The organism is Nocardia sp. NPDC004260, from assembly GCF_053603155.1.
This window is the reverse complement of sequence record NZ_JBSGEZ010000196.1, coordinates 1-3,404: the sequence shown is the minus strand read 5'-3', so window position 1 is coordinate 3,404 and position 3,404 is coordinate 1. Positions and strand designations below refer to the sequence as shown.

The 3,404-nt window shown below is 66.2% G+C and carries 3 protein-coding genes and 2 pseudogenes; 3 read left to right on the top strand and 2 right to left on the bottom strand.

All coding sequences use genetic code 11. The features are described from left to right. The first annotated feature begins 143 nt into the window (after positions 1-143). Positions 144-605 carry a transposase gene (locus ACWEO7_RS38680; RefSeq protein ID WP_452430715.1) on the top strand — a complete coding sequence of 154 codons (462 nt, stop codon included), beginning with the start codon at positions 144-146 and terminating at the stop codon, positions 603-605. 43 nt (positions 606-648) lie between these two features. After that, positions 649-1,598 (top strand): annotated as a pseudogene (locus ACWEO7_RS38675) (IS3 family transposase); the annotation flags it as partial. Here the strand turns inward: ACWEO7_RS38675 and ACWEO7_RS38670 are convergent. Continuing rightward, a pseudogene (locus tag ACWEO7_RS38670) lies at positions 1,597-2,568 on the bottom strand (IS30 family transposase); the annotation flags it as partial. The pseudogenes ACWEO7_RS38675 and ACWEO7_RS38670 sit on opposite strands and share 2 nt — an antisense overlap. Before the next feature lie 31 nt (positions 2,569-2,599). On the opposite strand from ACWEO7_RS38670, the gene ACWEO7_RS38665 reads away from it, so the two are divergent. Then, the gene (locus tag ACWEO7_RS38665) at positions 2,600-2,902 is read left to right on the top strand and encodes a transposase (protein WP_452430713.1); all 303 of its coding nucleotides are present in this window, start codon (positions 2,600-2,602) and stop codon (positions 2,900-2,902) included. A 144-nt stretch (positions 2,903-3,046) separates the two neighbouring features. Here ACWEO7_RS38665 and ACWEO7_RS38660 read toward each other — a convergent pair. Beyond that, on the bottom strand, positions 3,047-3,404 hold a 358-nt coding region (locus ACWEO7_RS38660), incomplete at its 5' end, for a hypothetical protein (protein WP_452430712.1).

Below are 3,404 nucleotides of genomic sequence, written 5' to 3'. Positions count from 1 at the left end.
CGCTGTCGGCAGCTCGTGAAGACGGAGTGTCGGGATATCCAACCGACACTCCCATATTCCCCAGGTCAGAGCGGTCCTCGGCGACACGGCCGGGAGTCTCACCTGAAGACTCCGATCCCACAGTTACCGACCACCCGGGATCGATGCTCGGCAGGGCTGGTCGTGGTGGCAGGGTTCGGGGTGAGGTCGGGGTCTGGCGCATCGAGTTCGGGCGCTGGCCGGGGCATCGCCGGGTTCGGCCGGGACGCCAGGGCTGGCTGTCGTTGTTGAAATCGCTGCGGGCGCGCTGGCGTGGACAGAAGCTCTACGTGATCGTCGACAACTTCTCCCCGCACAAACGAGCCGAGGTCCGCATATGGGCTGCGGCCAACGACGTGGAACTGGTGTTCCTACCGACCTATTCATCGTGGTTGAACTGGATCGAGTCCGAATTCGCGGCTCTACGCTACTTCGCCTTGAACGGGACCGATCACCGCAGCCACGACGAACAGGACGCCGCGATCGGCGCCTACATCCGCTGGTACAACCAGCACGCCCGACCCAAACGCGACTTCGCCGTCAACTCCAAGATCCGGCAACCTGGTTACCTACCGAAGGTTGCTTGACGAGGCACTAGACCGTAGGGTCTGGAGTTCAAGGAGTTAACCAGTGGGGACCAAGCCTTATCCCGCGGAGTTCAAGACCGACGCGGGCGCGTTGTACCTGTCGGATCCGAAGAAAACCTATGCGGCGGTGGGCCGCGATCTGGGAGTACACCCGGAAACGCTGCGATTGTGGGTGCGCCAGGCCCGCGTCGCTGGCATCGCCCCGGCGGGGGCGGGCGCGCAGGGCCGCCCGCCGCGGCCGGACACAGGCCGCGCAGTATCCTCGCCATCCGTGTTAGAGACCGAAATCAAGCAGCTCGAGGCCCGGGATCGCCGAGCTCGAGGTCGAGCGGGAGATCCTGCGGCGGGCCGCTAAGTATTTCGCGGGCGAGACGAAATGGTGAGTCGCTTCCAGTTCGTCGCCGACCACCGCGACACCTTCGGGGTGAAGCGACTATGCCGTGTCCTGCAGGTGTCGCGGTCGGGGTTCTACCGATGGGTTGCCGCAGCGCCGGCGCGGGCCGCTCGTGAGGCCGCCAACACCGAGCTGGCCGACCGGATCCGCGCGATCCACCGCGAGTGGGACCGCACCTACGGCAGCCCCCGGGTCCCCGCCGAGCTCAACGACCAGGCCATCGAGACCGGCGAACCGCCGATCAACCGCAAGCGGGTAGCGCGGGTGATGCGCAAACACGGCATCGCCGGGCTGCGGCTACGTAAGAAGGTGCGCACCACCGTACCCGAGCCGTCGGCGCAGAAGGTGCCCGACCTGCTGAAGCGAGATTTTACCGCCACCGCACCCAACCAGCGCTACGTCGGCGACATCACCTACCTGCCACTGGAAACGGTGATTTCTTGTATCTGGCGTCGGTGATCGACCTGCACTCGCGCCGGTTGGCGGGCTGGTCGATCGCCGACCACATGCGCACAGAACTCGTCATCGACGCACTGCGCGCCGCTGCGGCAACCCGGGGCAGCCTGGCAGGAGCGATCATGCCCACCGACCACGGAGCAGTGCTCCATGGCCGCTCAGCGCGGGACCGTTCTTCACCGGCACCGATTTGCCCCATCCGCGCTCACGGGGCAGGTGGACAAGAACCGTGAACCGCGTGGTCCGCTCGACGAGGGTGCCGATCGCCGACCGGTCGGTACCGATGATGAGGTCGCCTTCCCAATGGCCCGGGATCACGCGATCGTCGGCCTCGGCCGAGCGTGCGCCGATCAGCACGTCGGGAGTGACGTGGGCCCAGGCCACCCGCTTGGCGCGGGCCCGCGGCATCCGCAGCGACCGGCCGGTCCACAAATTCAAGATCAGTTCCCGGTCTAGAGCACCCCGTCCTTCGATATACAGTGCCTGGTAGATGGCTTCGTGGCTGATCCGCATCGACTTGTCCTCGGGGAAGTCGATCCGCAGCCGCCGTGAGATCTGCTCAGGGCTCCACGCCTGCACCCATTGCCGGTCCGCGCGGTGCGGCTTGTTCCGGCCGGTCCATGTTCCGATCGCCGGGCCAGCGGCGATCCTGCCGTTCGCGTCGGCGATTCGCCCCGATAGTCGATGCTCAACGTATTCCCGGAGCTGTTGGTTATCAACGAGTTTCGCTGTTTTCGGGCATCTGGCGAACAGTTCAGCCTTCCACTGGGCAACCGAGGCGCGGTAATCGAGCTTGCCTCCCCGCGTGGCGGCGTTGCGCCGCAACTCCCGTGAGACCGTCGACGGACTGCGGCCCAGCGCCAGCGCGATCTGCCGAATTCCCTTGCCCTGCACCCTGAGCAGCGCGATCTCCTCCCGCTCGGCGAACGACAGGTAGCGGCCGCCGGGCCGGCTCCAGGAATACGGTGACATCCCGCCAGCATCGCGGAACCATCGACTGCCCTTGACCGGCGATACCCCCACTGCAACACCAGCTTCCGTCGGCAGCAGGCCCTCGGCGATCTTGTCCCAGAACAATCGCTCCACTGAGCGCTGCGTCCGCGGTGCATACACCCTCCGTGACCTCGGGTGTTGCGACCACCGGTTGAACCTGAGCAAATACACCTCCAAGGAGTTCACGGCGGTGTGCACCGAGCTCGGGATGCTCCAGTCCCGGGGCGCGGTCGGCTCCAGCGCCGACAACGCCGTCGCCGAGGCATGGAACGGCAGCCTCAAACGAGAGACGCTGCAAGGCGCGCCCAGCTTCGCCTCCGCCCGCGCCGCCCGCCTGGTCGTGTTCCGTTGGATCACGCGATACAACACCCGACGCAGGCACTCGAACCTGGGACAGATCAGTCCGATCACCTACGAGCAGCAGACCTCGAGTACAGTACTGCTCGCCGCATAACAGACGGTGTCCGCACCTCGGGGGAAATCGCCCTCGTGTCGGGCGAGGACCTCCTGGAGGAAGAACACCGCGTCGGGCAGCCGGAGGATCCAGGGCTCCGGCTCTTCGTCAGGCGTCATGCCGGCCACGCCACTGCCCCGCCGCTCACCGCCGGAGCCGCTCCAGCACACGCTGAAACACCGCATCGCCAACACCAGCCCCAGCCACCATCACCGTCTGGCCAGCGAGGGCTGCTCGCGAAAGATTCGCCACCACGGCTCTTGGAGGCTGAGTCAGCACGCACCGACAGAATTGGTGCCCTGGTGATAACGGGCTGGGCGGGTAGTCGATCATGAAGCGCAGCAACCGGCCCTGTTCCGAGCCGACCCCGAGGAATTCAACCGCCAGGTTCAGCGCATGCAGAATGGTCCGGAGTATGCCATCAGTCGGGTCGCGCAACACATGTGGGACAGCAGCGCGGGTCCGTCGCCCTTCGTGTCCGTGAGCCACGCGCTGGCCGATC

Coding starts and splice junctions, on each gene's coding strand:
- ACWEO7_RS38680 (WP_452430715.1), top strand. CDS start 144: ATGCTCGGCAGGGCTGGTCGTGGTGGCAGGGTTCGGGGTGAGGTCGGG.